Source organism: Micromonospora sp. NPDC005197 (genome assembly GCF_040608295.1).
Classification (GTDB): Bacteria; Actinomycetota; Actinomycetes; order Mycobacteriales; family Micromonosporaceae; genus Micromonospora.
In genome coordinates this window covers 1-24,485 of the sequence record NZ_JBEXHY010000084.1, presented here as the reverse complement: position 1 = coordinate 24,485, position 24,485 = coordinate 1, and the positions used below count along the sequence as shown (strand labels likewise).

The following is a 24,485-nucleotide window of genomic DNA, read 5'->3' as shown; positions in this document are numbered from 1 at the left end:
TCGGCCTCGGCCGCGGCCCAGTCGGTCAGCGCCGCCCACGAGGCCGCCACGTCGTCGCGATCAGCCGCCGGCGGACCGAACCGCGCCAGAGCGTCGCGGGCCGTGTCGAAGCCCCGCCACGCCGACCGCAGGCGCTCCTCGGCCGCGTCCACACCCGCGCGCGCCTGTCGGGCGCTGTCCCGGCCGGCCCGCACGGCGGTCGCCGCCTCCTCCAGGGCGCGTCGCAGCCGGGCGTGCTCGGCCAACTCCCGGCGCAGCACCCCCGGCTCGGCCGCTCCGGTGAGCTGCCCGTCCAGCTCGGCCAGCCGGGCGTCCACCTGCTCCTGCCGGGCGCGGGCCTGCACCAGCAGCCGCTCCAGGTCACGCGCCGCCGCGTCCCGCTGCTGCACCACCGCCTGCGCCGCCTTGGTGGCGGCCCGCGCCGCCTTGCCGGCGGCCGTCGCGGCGGCCACCGCCGAGTCGGCCGGAACCGCCGGCACCTCGGCCACCGGGTGCTCGCACACCGGGCAGGGCGCACCGGGATGCAGGTGCACTCGCAGGCTGACCGCCAGGTCGGTGGCCTTCGCCTCCTCGTGCGCCCGGAAGGCCGCCTCCAACTCGGCGTCGGCCCGCTCGGCGTCCGCGCGGGCGGCGGCCAGCGCCGCGACCGCCGTGGCGTGCTCCTCGTCCGCCGCGCGCACCGCCGCGCGGACCGTGTCGGCCTCGCCGGTCAGCCGATCCCGATCGTCGTACGCCCGCAGCAGCAACCGCAGCGCGCTCTCGTCACCGGCGCCGGCCAGCTCACCGCGCAGCTTCTCCTCCCGCTCCTCGGCCAGCGACACGGCCGTGGCCGCGGCGTCGGCCTCGGCCCGCGCCGCGCTCACCGCGCGGGCCACCTCGGCAACCCCGCGCGGGGCACGCACTCCGGACAGCACGCCCAGCTCGTCGTCGAGCGCGGTCAGGGCAGCCGCCGCGTCCCGCGCCCGTGCCCGGGCCGCCGCCAGCTCCGGCATGGCCCCGGTCACCGCGTCGGCCAGCTCGGCCATCCGGCCCACCCGGGCGTCGGCCTCGGCCAACGCCTCGTCGTCCACCCCCGTCAGGCCGGCGAGCACCTGATCGACCGCGTCCAGCCGGGCTTCCGCCTGCGCGGCGCGCGCCGTCGCCCGCTTCTGCACGTCCTCGTAGACGCCGAGGCCGAGCAGGTTGACCAGGATCTGCTGCCGGGTCGCCGGCTTGGCGTGCAGGAAGTCGGCGAACTGACCCTGCGGCAGCACCACACAGCTGGTGAACTGCTCGTACGGCAGCCCGACCGCCTCCAGCACCGCCTGTTCCATCTCGGCGGGCGTCCCGGCGATCACCTCGCCGAGGTCGTCCGGGCTCAACCCGGTGTCGAGTTTGGTCACGTCGAAGCCGGCCGGCATCACCTGCAGCCCGGCGTTCGCGGTCTTCACGTTGCCCCGGCCGTCCCGGCGCACCACCCGGGTCGCCACGTACCGGGCGCCGCCGGACTCGAAGACCAGCCGCACCCGGGCCTCCGTCGCCGACGGCGCCAGCGCGTTGGCCAGCCCGCGGGCGCCACCCCAGCGGGGCACCGTGCCGTAGAGCGCGAAGCAGATGGCGTCCAGCACGGTGGACTTGCCCGAGCCGGTGGGGCCGATCAGCGCGAAGAAGTCGGCGTCGGTGAAGTCGACTGTCGTCTCGTCCCGGAAGACCGTGAAGCCGGCCATGTCCAACCGCATCGGCCGCATCAGTGCTCGACCTCCTCGAAGAGCTCGTCGAAGAGTTCCCGCACGCCCTCGTCGGCGTGGCCCCGGCTGTCCAGGTAGTCGGCGAACAGCTCCCGTGGCGAACGCCCGGACCGCTGCGCGATGCGCGCGCCGCTGCCCGGCGCGGCGAGCAGCTCCGGGTCGATCCGGATCTCCAACGCCCGGGGGAGCAGCTCCTGGATCTCCTCGCGCAGGCCGGCGCGGGGCTGCTCCCGGACGAACACGCGCAGCCACGCGTCCGGCGCCTCGATCTCGGCGAGCTGGGCCAGGGTGCCGCGCACCGTCCGCAGCGCGCTCGCGGCGGTCACCGGCACCTCGCGTACCCGGGCGGCCGTGCTGGCGGTCACCTCGACCACCGTCACCGAGGGCACGTTCTCCTGCTCGCCGAAGTCGACGGCGAGCGGGCTGCCGCTGTAGCGCACCGGGCACGGGCCCTCGACGCGCTGCGCCCGGTGCAGGTGGCCCAGCGCCACGTAGTGCGCGGTCGCGGGGAAGACGGTGGCCGGCACCGCGTAGCCGAGCACCGTGTGCGCGTCCCGCTCACCGCCGCCGGCCGCCGCGCCGGTCACCGTCAGGTGCGCGGTGACCAGGTGCACCCGGTCCGGCTCGGCGAAGCCCTCGGTGAGGCGGCCCAGCACACGGCCCAGGTGGTCGGCGTACGTCTGGTTGGCCTCCGCGGCGGTCAGCTCGTACATCTCCAGCGCGCGGATCGCGTACCGCTGGGACAGAAACGGCAGCGCGGCCAGCTGCCACCGCTCCCCGCCGGCCGTGGTGCCGTCGATCACGTGTTCGGCCGGGTTCTCGCGGACGCCCCCGCGCAGCGTGATGCCGGCGGCCTCGGCCCACGGCCGCAGCGCGTCCAGCGCCGGACCGTTGTCGTGGTTGCCACCGATCGCGACCACGTCCGCGCCGGTCCGACGCAGCGCGGTCAGCGCCCGGGTGACCAGCCGGGTCGCCTCCGAGGTCGGCGCGGCCGTGTCGTAGAGGTCACCGGCGACGATCACCAGATCCGGCTGTTCGGCACGGGCGATGTCGATCACCCCGGCGAGGACGGCCTTGTGCTCCTCGGCCCGGGACTGCCCCTTGAGCACCTTGCCCACGTGCCAGTCGGAGGTGTGCAGGATCTTCACAGTTGCACCGGCCCCTACCTAGAACGGGATGTCGTCGTCGGTGCCGCCGCCGGAGCCCACCACGGCGAACGGGTCGGCGGACTGGGTGATCGAGCGCAGCGTCTCCGAGGGGGCGCGGCCCGCCTCGGAGACCCGGGTCGCCCACGCCGGGAACGGGAACTCCAGGCAGAGCGGCACCGGGATGTCCGGCTGGTTGACGAACATGGTGCCCGGCTTGGCGAGCAGCGCCCGCTGCCGCTGTGCGGGCGGCAGGAAACCGTACTCCGGGCGGGACGCCTCGGCCGGATCGAGCCGGCCGACCACCCGGATCGCCGAGTTGGTGACGATGCGCCGCTCCACCTCGCTCGCCGTCTGCTGGGCGCCGATCAGGATGACCCCGAGCGACCGCCCCCGCTCGGCGATGTCGAGCAGCACCTCCTTGATGGGGGAGGAGCCCTCCCGGGGCGCGTACTTGTTGAGCTCGTCGAGGACGACGAACAGCAACGGCTTGGCGGTGCCGGACTTCTCCTTGCGCTCGAACTCGCTCTTGAGCGTCACGCCGACGACGAAGCGCTGGGCCCGGTCCGGAAGGTTGTGCAGGTCGACCACTGTCACCTGCGCCGACTCGCTCGTGTTGATCGAGTGCGGGCGACGGGTCGCCAGGTCGCCACGGATCAGCCGGGCGAGATCCTTCTTGCTGCCGATCAACCGGCGGGCGAACGCGTTGACGGTGCCCAGGCCGACCGCGCTGCCCGCCCAGTCGGAGCGGGTCTCGTCGTCGTTGAGCGCCTCGACGATGTGGTCGACGAGGTCGCCGTAGGAGCCGAGCCGGACCCCGTCGATGCTCACCCCACCGTCGGCGGGCTGGGCGTAGCGGGCCAGGTGCGCGGTGACCGAGTGCACGACCATCGTGTACTGCTGGCGCTCGTCGTCGGCGTCGGCGAAGACGTACGGCAGCAGGCGGTCGGCACAGAACTCGCTCAGCGTCCAGTAGAAGGCGTCCACGCCGGTGAGCCGGCTGCTCACGTCCGGGGTTCCGGCCGCGTCGCCGACCCGGGGCGGGGCGTACACCCGCACGTCCGGGAAGGCGCCGGCGCTCAGGCCCAGCTTCGCGTACGCCGCCCGGGTCGGCTCGTCGAGGCGCGTGTTGGGGTGGTCGAGGAACAGCAGGTCCTCGCCCTTGACGTTGAAGATCAGCGCCTTGGCGTTGACCGCGTCGCCGCCCAGGACGCCGGAGCGGAAGACCGAGTAGAGCAGGAAGGTGGCGAAGCTCGTCTTGGTGGCCACCCCGGAGATGCCGGAGATGGAGACGTGCGCGCCCCGGCTGCCGTCGAGGAAGTCGGCGTTGAGGTAGACCGGCACCCCGTCGCGACCCATGCCCATCGGGATGCGCCGCTCCATCCGGTCGAAGTGCAGCGCCCGAGCCCGTGCGTCGCCCTCGGCCCGGTGCACCACCGCCCCCGGGGTCGGCGGCACGTAGAACTCCGGGTCGACCCGGGTGGTGGTCACCTCGGCCGCCTCCTGCACCTGGGCGGGCAGTGTGCCGTCGGCGATGGCGAACACGTCGGAGTCGAACTGGGCGCCCTCGTGCCGGGCCCGGACCTGGGTGACCACCCCGGCGATCGTCACCGGCTCGCGGTCGGGCAGCTCGCGGCGGGTGACCACCACGTCGTCGAGCTGGAGGTAACTGCCGGGCGCCACGGCCGTCCAGAACTGCAACGGGGTCGCGTCGGCGGTGCCCAGCACCCGCCCGACCGCCTCGCCCGGGCTGTCGAGGTCGGCGTCGGTCATCGGGCGACTCGGCTCGGTCGGGCATCACGGTCGGCGCGCATGACGTGCATCCTGCCCGAGGAGTACGACAGGTCGCCACGCGACGCGGCGGAGGACACGATGCCCGGTCACACTCGCGACGCTCGGTGTGTGACCGGGCGACGGTTCGTCACGGGCGGGCGTGGCGGAGCATGAGGACGCCGTCGTCGGCGGCGAGCACGTGCCGCAGCGGCAGGTGCCGGGGCGCGCTGGCGTCGCCGGCGGTGATCCGGCCCGCGCCGGGGCCGGCGAGCAGCGGCGCGACGGTGAGGCACAGCTCGTCCACCAGGTCGGCGGCGGTGAGCGCGCCGAGCAGGTGCGGGCCGCCCTCGCAGAGCAGTTGGGTCAGCCCGCGCCGGTGCAGCTCGGCCAGGCCGGCGGCGAGGTCGACCCGGTCGGTCCCGCAGCGCAGCAGGTCGGCGACGTCGGTCAGGCCGGGCGGCGGGTCGGCGTCGGCGCGGGTGAGCACGATCGGCCGGACCGGGGCGTCGGCGAAGGCCGTCTGCGCCGGGTCCAGGTCGAGGGAGCCGGAGACGACCACCAGCGTCGGGTACGCGGCCAGCCCGTTCGCCCGCCGCCAGGCGCGTCGCGGATCGTCGAGTCGGACCGCGCGGTAACCCTCGTGTCGCAGGGTGCCGGCGGCCACCACCAGGGCGTCGCAGACCATCCGCAGCAGGCCGAAGACCCGTTTGTCCGGCTCGCCGGACAGGCCGGCGGAGTAGCCGTCCACACTGACCGCGCCGTCCAGGCTGGCGACGAAGTTCACCCGCAGCCGGGGCTGGTCCGCGCGCTGGTAGAGCGCGGTAAGCGTGGCGTCGTCGAGCGGCTGGGTGGACGGCTCGGGCCAGAGCCGCCGGATCGGGATTCCGACCGTCATTCGCCGGCCGGACCGGTGACCGGAGGGGTCGGTTCGGCGGTACGGTGCTGGCAGTCGCACCAGTTCCGGCCCGGGCAGTCATCGTGCCGCCGGGCCCGGCACGCTCGGCAGATCATGCTCGCAGCCTAAGCCGCTCAAGGACAGGACAGCATGCCGCGTCAGATCTTCCAGTTGAAGATGTCCCTCGCCGGCGTACGTCCGCCGGTGTGGCGCCGGGTGCTCGTTCCGGCCGGCTACACGCTGGACCGACTGCACCGGGTCGCCCAGCACGCGATGGGCTGGCGGGACTGCCACCTGCACTCGTTCGAGATCGACGCGGTGGCGTACGGCGAGCCGGACCCGGACGGGGGCCTGGCGCTGCACGACGAGCTGGACGTCCGGCTGGACGCGGTCCTCGGCAAGGGCAACAGGTTCTCCTACACGTACGACTTCGGTGACTGGTGGGAGCACGACCTCGTCGTCGAGGACGCGCTGACCGCCGATCAGGACGAGCGGTACCCGGTCTGCCTGGACGGCCAGCGGGCCTGCCCCCCGGAGGGCATCGGTGGGCCGTCGGGCTACCAGGCGCTGCTCGCGGCCCTGGCCGACCCGACCCATCCGGAGCGGGCCGTGCTGCGGGGCTGGGTCGGTGAGGGCTTCGATCCGACGTTCTTCGACCCCACCGTCGCCACCACACTGCTGCGTCGCTTCTGCTGACCCCGCCTGGCGTACGGGTCGACGTCCGTCACTAGCGGTGCCGGTCTGAAACAGGGCGGTAACGATCTGGGAACGCTCCCATTGGTCTATTGACACCCTGGTAGCGCCCCGGCAATCTCATGGGAGCGCTCCCGGGGAGTGGCGGAAGTCTCCTTCACAGCTCTCCCCAGATCGTCCACGACCACCGGTCCGGCGGCGGCAGGGGCGCTGCAGCACCCCCCACCACGCACGACACACCAAGCCTCACCACTTGAGAGGGGTCAGGATGAGCGTCACCTCACGTCGTCGCTTTGCGGCGATCGCGCTCGCGTCCGCCGCCGTACTCGCCTCGGCGACCGCCTGCGGCGACGACTCGTCGTCCGATTCGGACGGCGGCAAGGTCACCCTGGTCGTCGACGTCTTCGGCGACCAGGGCTTCGGATACGAAGATCTTTACAAGCAGTACCAGACTGAGCACCCGAACGTCACCATCCAGGAGCGCGGCAAGGGTCTCGGCCTGGGTGACTACAACACCCGGCTGACGCAGCAGATCACCGCCGGCGCGGGCGCCGGCGACGTCGTCGCTCTCGAAGAGGGCACGATCGTGCAGTTCTTCGCGCAGGCCGACAAGTTCGTGAACCTGGCCGACCACGGCGCCAACGACCTCAAGAGCAACTTCCTGCCCTGGAAGTGGGAGGGTGGCCTCACGCCGGACGGCAAGGTGCTCGGTCTCGGCACCGACGTCGGTGGCATGGCCGTCTGCTACCGCAGCGACCTCTTCAAGGCCGCCGGCCTGCCGACCGACCGCGAGCAGGTCGGCGCCCTCTGGCCGACGTGGGACGCGTTCATCGCCCAGGGCCAGAAGTTCGCCGCCGCCGACAAGAAGCACAAGTTCGTCGACTCGGCCACCAACTTCTACAACATCGTGCTGATGCAGACGGCGGGCGCCGGCAGCGGCTACACCTACTTCGACAAGAGCAACAAGCTCGTCGTCGGCGAGAACCCGGACGTGCAGTCCGCGTTCCAGCAGACCACCAAGATGATCAGCGCGGGTCTGTCGAACAACCTGCGGAGCTTCTCCAACGAGTGGAACGCCGGTTTCAAGAACGGCAGCTTCGCCACCATCGGCTGCCCGGCGTGGATGACCGGTGTCATCAAGGGTCAGGCCGGTGACGCGGCGGCCGGCAAGTGGGACGTGGCCAAGGCGCCGGGCAACGGCGGCAACTGGGGCGGTTCCTGGCTGGCCGTGCCGAAGGCCAGCAAGCACCAGAAGGAAGCCGCCGAGCTGGCCAAGTTCCTGACCAGCGCCAAGAGCCAGACCGAGGCGTTCAAGAAGGTCGGCAACCTGCCCTCGTCGCCGCAGGCTCTTGAGGACCCGGCCGTGCTGGCCGCCACCAACGAGTACTTCAGCGGCGCACCGATCGGCAAGATCTTCGCCGCCGGCGCGAAGGAGCTGAAGCCGGTCTACCTCGGCCCGAAGAACCAGGCGGTCCGGGACGCGGTCGAGAACGCGCTGCGCAGCATCGAGCAGGGCAAGGCCGCCGACGCCGCTTGGCAGGACGCGGTGAAGAACGGCCAGGCAGCAGGCAAGTAACGGCTGTGACGCGCTCACGGGTGGTGCCGCTCAGGCACCACCCGTGAACCCGCGTCGGAACGCCCTGCCGCGGCGCCCACGACGGCGTCGCCGAGTGTGAAGGACCGCTCATGAGCTCCCTGAAGACCCCCGCGCCACCGGGTGCGTCGGCCCGCCGGTCGGGTCCCGCTCCGCGGCACTCACCTACGCGCCGCCGGCAGTTGAACCGGCTGGACCTGCGCCTCACCCCGTACGTCTTCGTCCTGCCGTTCTTCGTGCTGTTCGCGATCTTCGGCGTCTACCCGATCGTCTACACGTTCTGGATCGCGATGACCGACCGGTCACCGATGAACGCGACGATCAGCTTCGTCGGTCTGGACAACTTCGTCGAGTTGTTCACGAACGATCCGCAGTTCTGGAACGCGGTGGTGAACACCTTCGGGATGTTCGCGCTCTCCACCATCCCGCAGCTGATCATCGCCCTGCTGCTGGCGAACGCCCTGAACCGGCGCATCCGCGGTCAGATGTTCTTCCGGCTGGCCATCGCGATGCCGATCATCACCTCGACCGCCGTGGTGGCGCTCATCTTCTCGATGATCTACGCCCGCGAGTTCGGCCTGATGAACTGGCTGCTCGACCTGGTCGGCGTCGGCCCCATCGACTGGCGGGCCAACCGCTTCGCCTCCTGGTTCGCCATCGCCACGATGGTCGACTGGCGGTGGGTGGGTTACAACGCCCTGATCTACCTCGCGGCGATGCAGTCGATCAACAAGGACGTGTACGAGGCGGCCGCCCTCGACGGCGCCTCCCAGCGCCGGCAGTTCTGGTCGATCACCATCCCCCAGCTGCGTCCCACCATCATCTTCACGCTGATCATCTCGACCATCGGCGGTCTGCAGCTCTTCACCGAGCCGCTGATGTTCACCAGCGGCTCGGGCGCGCTCTCCGGCGGCACGGAGGGTCAGTTCCAGACGATCACGATGTACCTGCTGGACGTCATGAACCAGCGGTTCCGGTGGGGGTACGCGGGTGCCGTCGCCCTGGTGCTCTTCCTGCTGATCGCGTCCGTCTCGTTCCTCAACTACCTGCTGGCCCGCCGAATCAGCTCCGACAAGTGAGGGTGGCCCACCCATGACCAGTACCACTCTGCGACCGCCGGCGGTCCGGCCACCGGCCGGGCGCACCGGCATCCGCCACCGGGCGGAGAAGCTCTGGACGGCCAGCCCACTGACCTGGTTCGGGCTCGTCCTCGGCGTGATCCTGTCGCTCTTCCCGTTCTACTGGATGATCGTCATCGCCTCGCGGACCAGCGACGCCGCGAACTCCTGGCCGCCGCCCTTCCTGCCCGGCGGCAAGCTGGGCGAGAACATCCAGCGGGTGCTCGACAACGGCGACGCGAACATCGTCAAGGGCCTGATGAACTCGTTCCTGGTGTCGGGCACTATCACGGTGGCGACCGTGTTCTTCGGCTCGCTCGCCGGATTCGCGTTCGCGAAACTGCGCTTCCGCGGCAAGAACGCGCTGTTGCTGATCATCCTGGCCTCGATGATGATTCCCATCCAGCTCGGCGTGCTGCCGCTGTACATCCTGATGGCGAAGCTGGAATGGCTGAACACCATGCCGTCGGTGACCGTGCCGTTCCTGATCGGCGGTTTCGGCATCTTCATGATGCGCCAGTACGCCGAGCAGGCGGTGCCCAACGAGCTGATCGAGGCGGCCCGGGTCGACGGCTGCTCCACCTGGCGGGTCTACTGGCACGTGGTGGTGCCGGCGCTGCGACCCGCGGCGGCCGTGCTCGGGCTGCTCACCTTCATGGAGCAGTGGAACCAGTTCTTCTGGCCATTCGTGGTGCTCGCCGACCCGGCCAATCCGACCGTGCAGATCTCACTGCGCAGTCTGAACACCGCGTACTTCGCGGACAATTCTCAGATCTTCGCGGGTACGCTCATCGCGACCCTTCCGTTGTTCATCGTGTTCGTTCTGTTCGGCCGCCAGATCATTGGCGGGATCATGGAAGGTGCCGTCAAGTCGTGAGCAACCCCGCCAGCCCACCCGCCGTCGACGTCCTCGACGAGCGCCCCGGGCTGACCTTCCCACCCGGCTTCCTGTGGGGCGCCGCGACCGCGGCTTACCAGATCGAGGGGGCGGCGGCCGAGGGCGGCCGCACCCCGTCGATCTGGGACACCTTCAGCCACACCGAGGGCCTGGTGGTCAACGGACACACCGGTGACGTGGCCTGCGACCACTACCACCGGGTCCGTGACGACGTCGCCCTGATGGCCGAACTGGGCCTGAAGTCGTACCGTTTCTCGGTCTCCTGGCCCCGGGTGCAGCCCGGCGGCTCGGGCGCGGCCAACCCACAGGGTCTGGACTTCTACCGTCGGCTGGTCGACGATCTGCTGGCCCACGACATCGAGCCATGGCTCACCCTCTACCACTGGGACCTGCCGCAGGAGCTGGAGGACGCCGGCGGCTGGCCGTCGCGGGACACCGCGGCGCGCTTCGCCGACTACACCACGCTCGTGGCCGACGCGCTCGGCGACCGGGTGCGCTACTGGACGACGCTGAACGAGCCCTGGTGCTCGGCGTTCCTCGGGTACGGCTCCGGAGTGCACGCCCCGGGCCGGTCGAACGGCGCGGACGCGGTCCGCGCCGGGCACCACCTGATGCTCGGGCACGGCCTGGCCGTGCAGGCGCTGCGGGCCGCCCGACCCACCGCCGAGGTGGGCGTGACCGTCAACCTGTACCCGGTCGACCCGGCCAGCGACACCCCCGCCGACATCGACGCGGCCCGGCGGATCGACGGGCTGGCCAACCGCTTCTTCCTCGACCCGCTGCTGCGCGGGTCGTACCCGGCGGACCTGGTGGCCGACCTGCGCACGGTGACCGACTTCGACCACGTCCGCGACGGCGACCTGGCTACCATCGCCACGCCGCTGGACCTGGTCGGGATCAACTACTACAGCCGGCACGTGGTCGCCGCGCCGGTCGAGGGCGCCGAGCCCGAGCCGTACTGGCGGGAACCGTCCTGCTGGCCGGGCAGCGAGGACGTCCGCTTCGTCACCCGGGGCGTCCCGGTCACCGACATGGACTGGGAGATCGACGCCCCGGGCCTGGTCGAGACGCTGCGGCGGGTGCACGAGGAGTACACCGACCTGCCCCTGTACGTCACCGAGAACGGCTCCGCGTTCGTCGACGCGGTCGTCGACGGACAGGTCGACGACCCGGACCGGCTGGCCTACTTCGACGCCCACCTGCGCGCCTGCCACGAGGCGATCAACGCGGGCGTGCCCCTGCGGGGATACTTTGCCTGGTCACTGATGGATAATTTCGAGTGGGCCTGGGGTTACACGAAGCGCTTCGGCATGATCCACGTCGACTACGACAGCCAGCTTCGCATCCCCAAGTCCAGCGCCAGGTGGTACGCCTCGGTGATCCGACGCAACGGTCTGGCCGCACAATAGGCTCGGGCCAGCCATCAGGGCGGTCCCGGCGTCCACCTTTCTCGGGTGGCGCCGGGCCCGCCCGCCGTCGGAGGAGCAGACGATGACAACGCAGCGCACCCGGTCGCTCGGGCGCCCGACCCTCGACGCGGTCGCGGCGCGCGCCGGCGTGGGTCGAGGCACGGTCTCCCGCGTGGTCAACGGCTCGCCCCAGGTCAGCCCGGAGGCCCGGGCCGCGGTCCAGCAGGCCATCGCCGACCTGGGGTACGTGCCGAACCGCGCGGCCCGCGCGCTCGTCACCCAGCGCACCGACTCCGTCGCCCTGGTGGTGTCCGAGTCCGGCGAGCGGGTCTTCACCGAGCCGTTCTTCGCCTCGATCGTGCGGGGCATCAGCTCCGCGCTGCTCGAGACACCGATGCAGCTCTGGCTGGCCATGGCCCAGTCGCCGGTCGAGCGGGAGCGGGTCGAGCACCACCTGACCAACCAGCACGTCGACGGCGTACTGCTGCTGTCGTTGCACGACTCCGACCCGCTGCCGACCCTGCTGGAGGAGCGCGGCCTGCCCGCCGTGCTCGGCGGTCGGCCCGCCCGGATGCTGCAACCCGGCGCCCAGCCGGCCTGGTTCGTCGACGTAGACAACGTTGGCGGGGCCCGACAGGCGGTGGAATACCTGACCGGGCAGGGGCGTCGACGCATCGGCACCATCGCCGGCCCGCAGGACATGGGCGCGGGTCTGGCCCGCCTGGCCGGCTACACCGAGGCGGTCAAGGCGACCGGGGGTGGCGTCAACCCCGACCTGATCGCGTACGGCGACTTCAGCGAGGGCAGCGGCGCGGCCGCCATGCGCCGGCTACTGGACTCCTGCCCGGATCTGGACGCGGTCTTCGTGGCGTCCGACCTGATGGCGTTCGGTGCGCTGCGTACCCTGCGCGAGGCCGGCCGGCGTGTCCCCGAGGACGTCGCGGTGATCGGCTTCGACGACGCGACGATCGCCCAACAGGCGGAGCCGCCGCTGACCACGGTCTTCCAGCCGGTGGAGGAGATGGGCCGACAGATGGCCCGCCTGCTGGTGGCCCGCATCCGCGGTGACGACCTACCCGCCCCGCACATCCTCCTGGACACCCAACTGGTGCACCGAGCCTCCGCCTGAGCGGCGGGGGGTCAGGCCCAGCGGCGGAGTTCGCGTTTGGCGAGGGAGTTGCGGTGCACCTCGTCGGGGCCGTCGGCGAGGCGCAGGGTGCGGGTCTGCGCCCAGAGGGCGGCCAGTGGCGTGTCCTGGCTGACGCCGGCGCCGCCGTACCCCTGGATGGCCTTGTCGATCACCCACTCCGCCATCGCCGGCGTGCCGATCTTGATGGCCTGGATCTCGGTGTGGGCGCCCTTGTTGCCGACGGTGTCCATCAACCAGGCCGTCTTGAGCACCAGCAGGCGGGCCTGCTCGATGCGCACCCGGGACTCGGCGATCCACTCCCGGACCACGCCCTGCTCGGCGAGCGGCCGGCCGAACGCGACCCGCCCGAGCGCCCGCTTGCAGAGCAGCTCCAATGCCCGCTCTGCCATTCCGATCAATCGCATGCAGTGGTGGATCCGGCCCGGGCCCAGTCGCGCCTGGGCGATGGCGAAGCCGCTGCCCTCGGCGCCGATCAGGTTCTCTGCCGGCACCCGGACGTCGATGAAGTCGATCTCGGCGTGCCCGCCGTGTGAGCCGTCGGTGTAGCCGAAGACGGTCATGCCCCGGCGGACGTGCACGCCGGGGGTGTCCCGGGGGACCAGCACCATGCTCTGCTGGCGGTGCCGGTCAGCGTCGGGATCGGTCTTGCCCATCACGATGAAGATCTCGCAGCGCGGGTCCATCGCGCCGGACGACCACCACTTGCGGCCGTTGATGACGTACTCGTCGCCGTCGCGGACGATCCGGGTGGCGATGTTGGTGGCGTCCGAGGACGCCACGTCCGGCTCGGTCATGCAGAACGCGGAGCGGATCTCGCCCTCCAGCAGCGGCATCAGCCAGCGCTGCTGCTGCGCCTCCGAGCCGAACTCGGCCAGCAGCTCCATGTTGCCGGTGTCCGGCGCCGCGCAGTTGACCGCCTCCGGCGCCAGGTGCGGGCTGCGCCCGGTCAGCTCGGCGAGCGGCGCGTACTGCAGGTTGGTCAGGCCGGCGCCGTAGCGCGGGTCGGGCAGGAACAGGTTCCACAGGCCGCGCTTGCGGGCCTCGGCCTTGAGCTCGGCCAGCACGGGGGTACGCGACCACGGGTCACCGGCCGCGACCTGCTCGGCGTGCACCGCCTCGGCCGGGTAGACGTGTTCGGTGAGGAACCGGGTCAGCTCGTCGCGCAGCTCCTCGGTCCGGGCGTCGTACGAGAAGTCCATCACCGCTCCCTGGCGGCGGTCAGCCCGTGCGCGACCAGCGGTGCCACCATCTCGCCGATCCGGTCGAAGCCCTCGCCGAGCGTCTGCCCGAGCGTGTGGCGGTAGTGGATGCCCTCGCAGATCACCGCGAGCTTGAAACAGCCCAGCGCCACGTGCCAGTGCAGCGGCCCGACGTCCACGTCGCTGCGCCCGGCGTACCGGTCGATCAGCTCGGCGCCGGTGGGGAAGCCGGCGCGCGGCCCGAGCCCGTCGGCCACCGGGTTGCCCTCGGCCGTCTCGCTGCCGCCGAGGACATCCCAGTACGTCAGGAGCAGCCCCAGGTCGGCGAGGGGGTCGCCGAGGGTGGCCATCTCCCAGTCCAGGACGGCGTGCACGGCCACCGGGTCGGCCGAGGCGAGAAGGTTGTCCAGCCGGTAGTCGCCGTGCACGATCCGGCCGGCGTTCGCGCCCTCCGGGGCGGTCGCGGCCAGCAGGTCACGCAGCTCGTCGATGCCGGGCAGGTCGCGGCTGCGCGAGCGGTCGAGCTGCCCGGCCCAGCGGCGGACCTGCCGGGCCAGGTAGCCCTCGGGGCGGCCGAAGTCGCTCAACCCGACGGCGGCCGGCTCGACGGTGTGCAGCGCGGCGAGAGTGTCCATCATCGCCATGGCGAGCGCCCGTCGTCGTTCGTCGCCGAGCGGGTCGGTCTGCGCGCGGGTGCGGAACACCTCGCCGGGCATCCGCTCCATCAGGTAGAACGGGGCGCCGATCACCTCGGGGTCGGTGCAGAGCAGCAGCGCGCCCGGCACCGGCACCTCGGTCGGCGCCAGCGCCGAGATGACCCGGAACTCGCGGGCCATGTCGTGGGCTGTCGCCAGCACGTGCCCCAGCGGCGGCCGGCGCAGCACGACCTCCCGGTCGCCGAGGCGCAGCAGGTAGGTGAGGTTGGACTTGCCGCCCGCGATCAGGTCGGCCCGCGCCCGTCCCACGGCGAGCTCGGGTCGGTGCTGGGCCAGATAGCCGGCGAGTCGATCGAGGTCCAGCCCGGCGGGGGACGCCGGAACAACGCCCGGCCGGAGCGCGTTGACGGCCGGATCGGTCATCCGACTAGTTCATGGCAGCCCGCTCACGTTGTCAAGGTCAGATTTTCCCCTCGGGACATGCCTCTGCAACAGGGACGAAATGGTCAACATTCAGGCTGTGAGCAGCCTGCCGGCCGTCGCCGGCCCGCCGAGCGGAGGGACAGACATGTTGTTGCGAGTTCGGGTCACCCTGCCGGACCGTCCGGGCACCCTCGGCCAGGTCGCCCGCACGTTGGGTGTCTCCGGCGCGGACATCGTCCAGGTGGTGGTCCTCGAACGTCTCGGCGGGCGCGCGGTGGACGACTTCACTGTGGTGTGGCCGGGCGCCGCTCGGGTCGAGCGTCTGCTGGCCGGCCTCGCGGCGATTCCGGGCGTACGGGTGGACGGCGTGTGGCGGGCGATCGGCGCGCCCACCACCACCGGCCAGGACGCGGAGCTGCTGGCGCAGGTCGCCGCCAACCCGGCCGACGGGCTGGCGACCCTGGTCGACGCGGTGCCGGGGCTGCTGGCGGCCGACTGGGCGGTCGCCGCGGTGGTCCCGGTGGACTGGGCGTCGCGCACCGGGGGCGGTGGCGCCACCGTGGGCCACGCGAGCTGGCGTGCTCCCGTACCCCTGCGGTTGCCCGAGGTGACTCCGCTACGCGGCCGCTCGATGACCACGCCCGACGGCACCCACCACGCGATCGCCCCGTTCGGTCGGGCCGGCCTGGTGCTGGTGGTGGCCCGCGAGCACAGCGACACCCTCAGCGCTGCGGGTTTCCACAGCACGGAGGTCGACCGGCTCACCCAGCTCGTCCGCGCCAGCGCGGTGATTCTCGGCGACCGACTGGACCTGGTCGGCGCACCACCGGTCGTCGCCGGCCCCTGAGCGCGGTCCGAGGAGTTCCCGGGCCGACACGGCCGGGCAACCGGGCCGCAACAGCCGGGGGCGAGGCTCTGACGTGGGGAAGGGAGCCAACCATGACGTTGTGGCGGATCCGGGCCACCGTGGACGACCGGCCGGGTTACCTGTCGGTTCTCACGGCGAGCCTCGCGCTGCGTGGGGTCAACATCCTCACCGTGCAGGTACAGCCCACCGAGCAGGGCGCAGTGGACGACTTCCTGGTCGACGCTCCGGACGCGCTCGACGAGGCCGAGTTGGTCGCGGCCGTCGAGCGGGGTCGTGGGCGGGACTGCTGGGTGGCTCGCAGCGAGGCGCGCGGCCTGGCCGACCAGCCGACCCGGGTCCTCGGGCTGGCCAACCGGCTGGTGCGTGACCCGGACGCGGCGGGTGAGGCGCTGCGGACCCTGCTCGGCGCGGACTCGGTCAGCTGGCGGCCGGCGTCGACCGGCGTGGACCGGGGCAGCACCGCCACCACCATGCTGCTGGCCGACCCGGCGGGCGGCTCGTTCGCGTTGCGCCGGGCCGCGCCCGCCTTCACCCCGGCGGAGTACGCCCGGGCACAGGCCCTGGTCGAGGTGGCCGCCACCGTGACCCGTCGGGCCGCCGAACAGGTCACCCTGGTGCTGCCCGACGGGGCCGAGCTGATCGCGCGTCCCGCCTGCGTCGATGACCTGTCGGGCGTCCTGGAGCTGCACGAGGGCTGCTCGCCGCGCAGCCGGCAGCGGCGCTACCTGGGTGGTGCGGCACTGCCGCAGCCGGCCCGGCTGCACCGCCTGCTGGAGCCGAGCCGAGGGCTCACCCTGGTCGCCACGACCACCGACGGGGACGGCGCGCTGGTCGCGATGGCGAACCTGGTTGGCGAGGGCGACGAGGCCGAGGTGGCATTGCTGGTGCGCGACGACTGGCAGCGCCGCGGCCTGGGCTCGGCGCTGCTGCGCCGGCTGGTCCGGCACGCCGACGACGCCGGCTACGCGGCCCTGGTGCTGCACGTGCAGATGGACAACGCGCCGATGCTGCGGACGCTGCGCCGGCTGAACCGGTCCAGCTCAACGGAGCGCGACGGCACCCTGCTCACCCTCACCGTCCCGCTCGCCGCGGATCGCAAGGGCATGTCCCTCACGTCGGGCGCGTAGGGACGAGCCCTGGGCACCCGCTGTGGAGAATGGCCCCTCGCCCCGCACGAGGCGTCGACGAGGGGCCGTTCCCGGTACGGCGGTCAGGTGGCGGGGTAGCTGTTGTAGTCGGGGAAGTTGCCGTAGAGGCGGCCCTCGCCGCCCACGGTGACCGCCTGCACCAGCAGGTCTCCGCCCACGAACGCGCCTTTCCAGGACGCGCCCCGGCCGCCGAACGGCTCGTCCCGGTCGCCGCGCGAGCGCGGCTTGTTGATGCCCACCTTGAACGCCTGGAGGTCCACCGCGAGCTTGCCGGCCTCGTCGGTGTCGTCGCAGGCCAGCGACGCGACGAGCGCGCCGTTGGAGGCGTTCATGGCGGCCAGCAGCTCGTCGGTGGTGTCCACCACGACGATCGTGTCGACCGGGCCGAACGGCTCGGCGTGCATCAACCGGGAGCGGCCGGGCGGGGCGAGCAGCACCGACGGCGCCACGTACGCCGAGGTGTCCTGCCCGGGTAGGAACGGCGCCCCGGTCAGCTTGCCCCGGTGCAGCGGCACCGCGCCGCCGCGCACCGCCTCGTCGACCTTGCGGTGCAGCTCGTCGGCCTTGGCGGCGCTGATCAGCGGCCCGAAGTCCAGCTCGGGCAGCGGGTCACCGGCCGTCCAGTCGTCCCCGACGGCCAGGGGGTGACCGAACCGGACCGACCGCACGACCGGCAGGTACATGTCGAGGAACTCGTCGACCAGGTCGCGCTGCACCACGAACCGGGGGTACGCGGTGCAGCGCTGCTTGCCGTACTCGAAGCCCTTCTTCAGGTGCGCGGCGAGCAGGTCCCACTGGGAGAAGTTCCAGATGCCCCAGGCGTTGAGGCCCTCCTGCTCGATGAAGTGCCGCTTCTCGCTGTCGAGCAGCGCGGCGGCCACCTTGCCGCCGTTGGAGCGGCCGCCGACGAACGCCACCGCGCCGATCTCGGGCGCCCGGACGAGCACCTCGGACAGTTCCTCGCCGCCGCCGGAGACGAGGGTGGCGGGCAGGCCGGCGCGACGCATCAGCGCGTGCGCGACGGTCAGGCAGACCGCGCCGCCCTGGGACGGGGTCTTGGCGATGACCGCGTTGCCGGCCAGCAGTTGGACCAGCTCGGCGTGCACGAGGACGCTCATCGGGTAGTTCCAGGAAGCGATGTTGCTGACGGGACCGTCCAGTGGCTCGCGGCCGTCGGCGAGCATCCGGTCGATCTCGCCCACGTACCAGCGGACGCCGTCGAGCGCCCGGTCCACGTCGGCGCAGGCCAGCCGCCACGGCTTGCCGATCTCCCAGACGAGCAGGAGCGCCAGCAGGTCACGGTGGGCGGTGAGGGCGTCCACGGCGTCGCAGACCCGGGCCTTGCGATCGCCCAGCGGGGTACGCGCCCAGGCTTGGTGCGCGGCGGCGGCGTGCGCGACCGCGGCGCGGGCGGTGTCGGCGTCGAGTCGGGACAGGTTGATGACGACGCTGTTGTCGACCGGAGTGCGGACCGGCGCCGGGTGGCCGACCGCCCGCCAGTCACCTTCGATGAGGTTGTGCAGCGTGGTGACGGCGTCCACCTCAGCGCCGAACGCCTCCGGCGTGGCGGCGACCGCCCGGGCGAGGGCGTCGGACCAGGCGGTGCCGTCAGCGAGTCGTAGTGCCATCGCGTTCTCCTCAGGGTTGACCGGGGAGCGGCGGCGTCGACGGCACCGCTGATGATCGGTACTGTCTCGCGCCCGGTAGTGGGTCAGCAACCGTACGCTTGTCTGGCTGGCCGCCGACGCGTCCGAGCGGTGCGAGGATCTTTCCAGAAGCGCACGCCGTGAGCTGCGAAAACATCAAGCATTAATCGAAATGCATCGATGGTGTGAGATGGTCCGCAGTGGTTACCCGCGAGTACGGAAGTGGCCCCCGCGGCTCGGCTCCGGCCGGCAGGCTTCCCAACCGACGGCCCGCCCATTACATTGTCGATTATCCATGGGAGCGCTTCCATGCCTCCCCGTGGTCACACCGCCACCCCGCTGTCGCCGGTGGCCGTGCCGCCCCCACGCCGTCCCGCGTCGGTGCGACCGCCGGCGGCGCCTCCGACAGGAGCCCCTCATGCGCCACCTGACCCGGCCGTCCACCGGCCACCCCGGCCGGTCGCCGGTCGCCGACCAGCCCTGGCCCCGGCGGTTGCTGGCCGCCAGCGTCGCCCTGCTCACCGGGCTGTCCCTCGCGGTCACCGCGCCGCCGGCCGGGCCCGCGTCCGCCGCGCCGGCCTTCAACTACGCCGAGGCATTGCAGAAGTCGCTGTTCTTCTACGAAGCGCAGCAGTCGGGCAAGCTGCCGGACTGGAACCGGGTCTCCTGGCGCGGCGACTCCGCGCTCACCGACGGCGCCGCCGCCGGGCTGGACCTCACCGGCGGCTGGTACGACGCCGGCGACCACGTCAAGTTCGGCTTCCCGATGGCGTTCAGCGCCACGATGCTGGCGTGGGGCGCGGTGGAGTACCGCAGCGGCTACACGGCCTCCGGTCAACTGCCGCACCTGCTCAACAACCTGCGCTTCGTCAACGACTACTTCATCAAGGCGCACCCGTCGGCCAACGTTCTTTATGGACAGGTCGGCAAGGGCGACGACGACCACAAGTGGTGGGGCCCGGCCGAGGTGCTGCCGATGGCGCGGCCCGCGTACAAGATCGATGCGAGCTGTGGCGGCGCGGACCTCGCCGGCGAGACGGCGGCCGCGATGGCCGCCTCCTCGATGGTGTTCCGGCCCACCGACGCGACCTACGCGGACAAGCTGCTCACCCACGCCCGGCAGCTCTACACGTTCGCCGACACGGTGCGGAAGTCCTACAGCGAGTGCATCACCGACGCGGCCTCCTTCTACAAGTCGTGGAGCGGCTACCAGGACGAGTTGGTCTGGGGCGCGATCTGGCTCTACCGGGCCACCGGCGACGCCAGCTACCTGACCAAGGCCGAGAGTGAGTACGACAAGCTCGGCACCGAGCCGCAGTCCACCACCCGCTCCTACAAGTGGACCATCGCCTGGGACAACAAGCAGTTCGGCGCGTACGTGCTGCTGGCCAACCTGACCGGCAAGCAGAAGTACGTCGACGACGCCAACCGTTGGCTGGACTACTGGACCGTCGGGGTGAACGGGCAGCGGGTGCCGTACTCGCCCGGTGGGATGGCGGTGCTCGACTCCTGGGGCGCGCTGCGCTACGCGGCCAACACCTCCTTCGCCGCGCTGGTCTACAGCGACAAGACCACCGACACGACCCGCAAGGCGCGCTACCACGACTTCGCCGTCCGGCAGATCAACTACGCGCTCGGCGACAACCCGCGCAACTCCAGCTACGTCATCGGGTTCGGGGCCAACGCACCGAAGAACCCGCACCACCGCACCGCGCACGGGTCCTGGTGGGACAGCCAGACGGTGCCCGTCGAGACCCGGCACACCCTCTACGGCGCGCTGGTCGGCGGCCCGTCCTCGGCCAACGACGCGTACACCGACAGCCGGTCCGACTACGTGATGAACGAGGTCGCCACCGACTACAACGCCGGCTTCACCTCGGCGCTGGTTCGGCTGACCTCCGAGTACGGCGGCACGGCGCTGGCCAACTTCCCGGTCGCCGAGACGCCCGACATGGACGAGCTGACCGTGGAGACCACGGTGATGCAGGCCGAACCCCGGGCCACCGGGCTCAAGGCGATCATCTACAACAAGTCGGCGTTCCCGGCCCGGGCCCTGACCACCGGCAAGTTCCGGTACTACTTCCGGCCCGACGGCACCGGTCCGGTCCAGGTCACCTCCGGCTACACCCAGGGCTGCCCGTCGCCGACCACGGCCAAGCAGTTCAGCGGCGACATCTGGTACGTCGAGGTGGACTGCACCGGCTACACCATCGCCCCGGCCGGGCAGTCGCAGCACCGGATGGAGGTCCAGTTCAAGATCGGCGTGCCGGAGGGTGGCACCTGGGACCCGACCAACGACCCGTCGTACCAGGTGACCGCCGGGCCCAACCGCAAGGTTCCGCTCTACTCCGGCGGGGTGCGGGTCTGGGGCGAGGAGCCCGGACCGGCCACCCCGGACACCACCGCGCCCACAGTGCCCGGCACGCCCGTCGCGTCCGCCGTCACGTCCAGCGGGCTCACGCTGACCTGGGCCGCGTCCACCGACACCGGCGGCAGCGGGTTGGCCGGCTACGAGGTGACCCGTACCTCGGCCGGCGCCGACCCGGTCGTCACCGCCTCGACGGGGGCCACCCTGGCCGTGACCGGGCTGGCGCCCGAGCGGACGTACCAGTTCACCGTGCGGGCGCTCGACGGCGCCGGCAACCGCTCGGCGGCATCGGCCGCGCTCACCGTCACCACGCCGGCCGGCCCGGCGTCGGACACCACAGCGCCGACCGCACCCGGTACGCCCACCGCCTCCGCGATCGGTCCGACCGGCCTGACCCTGACCTGGGGCCCGTCCACCGACGCGGTGGGCGTCACCGCCTACCGCCTCTACCGGGGCGGGAACGTTCTGGTCGGCTCGGCCACCGGCACCACGCTGGCGGTGACCGGGCTGACCGCCTCCACCACGTACACGTTCACGGTGGTGGCGGTGGACGCGGCCGGAAACGTTTCGGCCGCGTCGCCCGGCGTCACGGTCACCACCACGGCCCCGCCTGCCGGCGGCGGCTGCGCGGTGACCTGGACGTCGAACAGCTGGGACACCGGGTTCACCGCGAACATCACGATCGCCAACACCGGCACCACGGCGATCAACGGCTGGACGCTCGCGTTCACGTTCGGAAGCAGCGGGCAGAAGGTCGGGCAGGCCTGGTCGGCGACCGTGACCCAGACCGGCACCGCGGTGACCGCGTCGAACCTGTCCTACAACGGGACACTGGCGCCGGGTGCGTCGACGAGCTTCGGCTTCAACGGCACCCACACCGGCAGCACCACCAGGCCGACCGCCTTCACCCTGAACGGCGCCGCCTGCACCGTCTCCTGACTCATCGACGCGGCGTGGCCGGTACCGCACCCGGGCGACCGGCCACGCCGCGCGCGCAAGGCCAAAACATTTCCGAAACATTTCCGAAAACTCGATTGTCTGGACCGACGCGTGGTTAGCATCGATCGAGTTTGATACCCCAATCGAAGACGTCCGGCCGTGCCCCTCGGCGGCCCGGGTGTTGGCCAGTAAGGAGGCCGAGATGGCAATGAGCCCATCCGTTCATCGCGGCGGGACTCGGCGACGGCGATCACCCGCCGTCCGAGCGCTGCTCGCCGGCGCGTTCAGCGTCGTGACTGTCGCCGCCGTCGCGGTGATGATGCCCTCGGCGAACGCCGCCGCGACCACGCTCGGCGCGGCCGCCGCGCAGTCGGGCCGGTACTTCGGCACCGCCATCGCGGCGGGCCGGCTCGGCGACTCGACGTACAGCACGATCGCGGCACGTGAGTTCAACATGATCACGGCCGAGAACGAGATGAAGCCGGACGCGACGGAGCCCCAGCGGGGCCAGTTCAACTTCAACTCCGGTGACCAGATCTACAACTGGGCGACCCAGCGTGGCCTGAAGGTCCGTGGGCACACCCTGGCCTGGCACGCGCAACAGCCGGGGTGGATGCAGAGCCTGAGCGGCAGCAGCCTGCGTCAGGCGATGATCGACCACATCAACGGCGTGATGGGCCACTACCGGGGCAAGCTCGCCGCCTGGGACGTGGTCAACGAGGCGTTCAACGAGGACGGCAGCCGTCGCAACTCCAACCTCCAGGGCACCGGCAACGACTGGATCGAGGTGGCGTTCCGCACCGCGCGGGCGGCCGACCCGTCGGTCAAGCTCTGCTACAACGACTACAACATCGAGAACTGGTCGTACGGCAAGACGCAGGGCGTCTACCGCATGATCCAGGACTTCAAGTCCCGTGGCGTGCCGATCGACTGCGTCGGTTTGCAGACCCACTTCACCGGCGGCAGCTCGCTGCCGAGCAACTTCCAGACCACGCTGTCCAGCTTCGCCGCGCTCGGCGTGGACGTGGCGCTGACCGAGGTCGACGTCACCAACTCCTCCACCACCCAGTACGCCGGGTTGACCCAGGCGTGCCTGAACGTTCCCCGCTGCATCGGCATCACCGTCTGGGGCGTACGCGACAGCGACTCCTGGCGCTCGAACGAGAGCCCGCTGCTCTTCGACGGCGGCGGCAACAAGAAGGCCGCGTACAACTCCGTCCTCAACGCGCTCAACGCGGCCCCCCCGACCTCGAGCCCGACCGCGAGCCCGACGGTGAGTCCGACCGTGAGCCCGACGGTGAGCCCGACCACGAGCCCGCCGCCGAGCGGCGGCGCCGGCCGGATCGTCGGGGTGCAGTCGGGCCGGTGCATCGACGTGCCCAACGCCACGCAGACGAACGGCACTCGCGTCCAGCTCTACGACTGCAACGGTCAGTCGAACCAGCAGTGGACGTACACCTCCGGCAAGCAGTTGCGGGTCTACGGCAGCAAGTGCCTCGACGCGAACGGCGCGGCCACCGCCAACGGCACCGGAATCATCATCTGGGACTGCAACAGCGGCGCGAACCAGCAGTGGAACATCAACTCCAACGGCACCATCACCGGTGTGCAGTCCGGCCGGTGCCTGGACGTCTGGGGCACCGGCAACGGCCAGCAGATCCAGCTGTACGACTGCCACGGGCAGACCAACCAGCAGTGGCGGACCGACTTCGGCGGCACCACGCCGACGTCGGCGCCGCCCACCACGGCACCGCCGACCACGACGCCGCCCACCACGGCGCCGCCGAGCGGCTGCGCGCTTCCGTCGACCTACCGCTGGTCGTCGACCGGCGCGCTGACGAACCCGCAGAACGGCTGGGTCTCGCTCAAGGACTTCACCAACGTGGTCTACAACGGCAAGCACCTGGTCTACGGGTCGAACGTCAACAGCAGCGGCCAGTACGGCTCGATGAACTTCAGCACGTTCACCAACTGGTCCGACATGGCCTCGGCCAGCCAGACCGGAATGAGTCAGGGCACCGTGGCGCCCACGCTGCTGTACTTCGCCCCGAAGAACATCTGGGTGCTGGCGTACCAGTGGGGACCGACCTCGTTCAGCTACAAGACGTCGAGCGACCCGACGAACGCCAACGGCTGGTCCTCGGCACAGACGCTGTCCACCGCCACCCTCTCGGACGCCCCGTACGGGGTGATCGACCAGACCCTCATCGGCGACGACCAGAACATGTACCTGTTCTTCGCCGGGGACAACGGCAAGATCTACCGGTCGAGCATGCCGCTGGGGAACTTCCCGGGCAGCTTCGGCTCGACCTACACGACGATCATGACCGACTCGACGAACAACCTGTTCGAGGGCGTCGAGGTCTACAAGGTGCAGGGCCAGAACCAGTACCTCATGATCGTCGAGGCGATCGGAAGCCAGGGACGCTACTTCCGGTCGTTCACGTCCACCAGCCTGAGCGGCTCGTGGACCCCGCAGGCCGCCAGCGAGAGCAACCCCTTCGCCGGCAAGGCCAACAGCGGCGCGACGTGGACCAACGACATCAGCCACGGTGACCTGGTCCGCACCAACCCCGACCAGACCAAGACCGTCGACGCCTGCAACCTGCAGTTCCTGTACCAGGGCAAGAACCCCAGTGCGGGAGGCGACTACAACCTGCTGCCGTGGCGGCCGGGTGTACTGACCCTCCAGCGCTAGGCGCACATCCGTTCGCGCAGAACCGGGGCGGGGGGGCGCCGCGGCGGGGGGCGGGCGCCCCGCCCCCGCCGCGGGCGGCCGGCCCCCGCTCGCGGCGGGGCGGTTCTGCGTGGTATGGTCGGGCGCGGCCGCGCCCGC

Annotated in this window: 17 protein-coding genes; 10 read left to right on the top strand and 7 right to left on the bottom strand. The window is 71.5% G+C overall.

Going from position 1 to position 24,485, the window contains the following annotated elements; translation table 11 throughout:
* From ABZU46_RS22940 to ABZU46_RS22925, 4 genes are all read right to left on the bottom strand, one after another.
* Positions 1-1,727: SMC family ATPase (locus ABZU46_RS22940; protein ID WP_354860894.1), on the bottom strand; the 1,727-nt coding region annotated here is incomplete at its 3' end.
* Positions 1,727-2,875, bottom strand: coding sequence for an exonuclease SbcCD subunit D (locus tag ABZU46_RS22935; RefSeq protein ID WP_354860892.1), 1,149 nt, complete (start codon positions 2,873-2,875; stop codon positions 1,727-1,729). The genes ABZU46_RS22935 and ABZU46_RS22940, both read right to left, overlap by 1 nt.
* 18 nt (positions 2,876-2,893) lie before the next feature.
* On the bottom strand, positions 2,894-4,645 hold the full coding sequence (locus ABZU46_RS22930) for an ATP-binding protein (RefSeq protein ID WP_354860891.1): 1,752 nt from the start codon (positions 4,643-4,645) through the stop codon (positions 2,894-2,896).
* Positions 4,646-4,793: 148 nt separating this feature from the next.
* The gene (locus ABZU46_RS22925; RefSeq protein WP_354860889.1) at positions 4,794-5,540 is read right to left on the bottom strand and encodes a pyrimidine reductase family protein; all 747 of its coding nucleotides are present in this window, start codon (positions 5,538-5,540) and stop codon (positions 4,794-4,796) included.
* A gap of 150 nt (positions 5,541-5,690) precedes the next feature.
* Between ABZU46_RS22925 and ABZU46_RS22920 the strand changes: the two genes are divergently transcribed.
* The 6 genes from ABZU46_RS22920 (at position 5,691) to ABZU46_RS22895 (ending at position 12,381) form a co-directional block, all read left to right on the top strand.
* Positions 5,691-6,236, top strand: coding sequence for a plasmid pRiA4b ORF-3 family protein (locus ABZU46_RS22920; protein WP_354860887.1), 546 nt, complete (start codon positions 5,691-5,693; stop codon positions 6,234-6,236).
* Positions 6,237-6,501: 265 nt separating this feature from the next.
* Positions 6,502-7,809, top strand: coding sequence for an extracellular solute-binding protein (locus ABZU46_RS22915; RefSeq protein WP_354860885.1), 1,308 nt, complete (start codon positions 6,502-6,504; stop codon positions 7,807-7,809).
* A 110-nt stretch (positions 7,810-7,919) separates the two neighbouring features.
* Positions 7,920-8,906, top strand: coding sequence for a sugar ABC transporter permease (locus ABZU46_RS22910; RefSeq protein WP_354860883.1), 987 nt, complete (start codon positions 7,920-7,922; stop codon positions 8,904-8,906).
* 70 nt (positions 8,907-8,976) lie between these two features.
* A complete protein-coding gene (locus ABZU46_RS22905) occupies positions 8,977-9,822 on the top strand; it encodes a carbohydrate ABC transporter permease (protein WP_234581704.1) in 846 nt (281 codons plus the stop codon).
* The gene (locus ABZU46_RS22900; RefSeq protein ID WP_354860882.1) at positions 9,819-11,252 is read left to right on the top strand and encodes a GH1 family beta-glucosidase; all 1,434 of its coding nucleotides are present in this window, start codon (positions 9,819-9,821) and stop codon (positions 11,250-11,252) included. The genes ABZU46_RS22905 and ABZU46_RS22900 overlap by 4 nt, the downstream gene beginning before the upstream one ends.
* 82 nt (positions 11,253-11,334) lie before the next feature.
* Positions 11,335-12,381: a LacI family DNA-binding transcriptional regulator gene (locus tag ABZU46_RS22895; protein WP_354860880.1), complete on the top strand. Its 1,047-nt coding sequence runs from the start codon at positions 11,335-11,337 to the stop codon at positions 12,379-12,381.
* A gap of 11 nt (positions 12,382-12,392) precedes the next feature.
* Here the strand turns inward: ABZU46_RS22895 and ABZU46_RS22890 are convergent, their stop codons facing one another.
* Both ABZU46_RS22890 and ABZU46_RS22885 read right to left on the bottom strand, forming a co-directional pair.
* The gene (locus ABZU46_RS22890; protein WP_354860878.1) at positions 12,393-13,601 is read right to left on the bottom strand and encodes an acyl-CoA dehydrogenase family protein; all 1,209 of its coding nucleotides are present in this window, start codon (positions 13,599-13,601) and stop codon (positions 12,393-12,395) included.
* Positions 13,601-14,680: a phosphotransferase family protein gene (locus tag ABZU46_RS22885; protein WP_354860877.1), complete on the bottom strand. Its 1,080-nt coding sequence runs from the start codon at positions 14,678-14,680 to the stop codon at positions 13,601-13,603. The genes ABZU46_RS22890 and ABZU46_RS22885 overlap by 1 nt, the downstream gene beginning before the upstream one ends.
* Positions 14,681-14,825: 145 nt before the next feature.
* Here ABZU46_RS22885 and ABZU46_RS22880 point away from each other — a divergent pair, with 145 nt between their 5' ends.
* Together ABZU46_RS22880 and ABZU46_RS22875 are read left to right on the top strand one after the other, a co-directional pair.
* Complete coding sequence (locus ABZU46_RS22880) at positions 14,826-15,527, top strand: amino acid-binding protein (RefSeq protein ID WP_354860875.1); 702 nt, start codon at positions 14,826-14,828, stop codon at positions 15,525-15,527.
* 92 nt (positions 15,528-15,619) lie between these two features.
* Entirely contained in the window at positions 15,620-16,675 is a 1,056-nt protein-coding gene (locus tag ABZU46_RS22875; RefSeq protein ID WP_354860873.1) for a GNAT family N-acetyltransferase, read from the top strand.
* Between the two features lie 83 nt (positions 16,676-16,758).
* Here ABZU46_RS22875 and ABZU46_RS22870 read toward each other — a convergent pair whose 3' ends face one another.
* Positions 16,759-18,324 (bottom strand): aldehyde dehydrogenase family protein, encoded by a 1,566-nt coding sequence (locus ABZU46_RS22870; protein ID WP_354860872.1) that lies wholly within the window; start codon positions 18,322-18,324, stop codon positions 16,759-16,761.
* 436 nt (positions 18,325-18,760) lie between these two features.
* On the opposite strand from ABZU46_RS22870, the gene ABZU46_RS22865 reads away from it, so the two are divergent.
* A complete protein-coding gene (locus ABZU46_RS22865) occupies positions 18,761-21,649 on the top strand; it encodes a glycoside hydrolase family 9 protein (protein ID WP_354860870.1) in 2,889 nt (962 codons plus the stop codon).
* A gap of 202 nt (positions 21,650-21,851) precedes the next feature.
* On the top strand, positions 21,852-24,347 hold the full coding sequence (locus ABZU46_RS22860) for a non-reducing end alpha-L-arabinofuranosidase family hydrolase (RefSeq protein ID WP_354860869.1): 2,496 nt from the start codon (positions 21,852-21,854) through the stop codon (positions 24,345-24,347).
* Positions 24,348-24,485: the final 138 nt, after the last annotated feature.